The sequence below is a fragment of the Pseudomonas sp. PNPG3 genome, from assembly GCF_023093815.1.
Lineage (GTDB): Bacteria > Pseudomonadota > Gammaproteobacteria > Pseudomonadales > Pseudomonadaceae > Aquipseudomonas > Aquipseudomonas asiatica.
On the sequence record NZ_JALLKV010000297.1, the window covers coordinates 1 to 249 of the forward strand.

The 249-nt window shown below is 62.7% G+C and carries 1 protein-coding gene; it reads right to left on the reverse strand.

Annotated features, from left to right (window positions below):
• Positions 1 to 249: hypothetical protein (locus tag MJ643_RS31125; RefSeq protein WP_247727372.1), on the reverse strand; the 249-nt coding region annotated here is incomplete at both ends.

The following is a 249-nucleotide window of genomic DNA, read 5'->3' on the forward strand; positions in this document are numbered from 1 at the left end:
TGTTGTCGTAGAGCTGGACCGTCGGCTCTGCCTTGCCGGCCTTCTTGCACTCCGGCGCGAGGGCCTGCACCAGCGGCACCTCGACGTAACCGGTGTTTTCCGCCGCAGCCGCGCCGCACATCGACATGTTGATGCCGTTGATGCCCTTCGGATTGCCCTTGGCGACCAGCACGCCGTCGAACACTTTTGAGTAGGTAATGAAGTCGGCCGCCTTGGCGCGCTCCTTGGTGGCGTAGATGTCGGAGATCA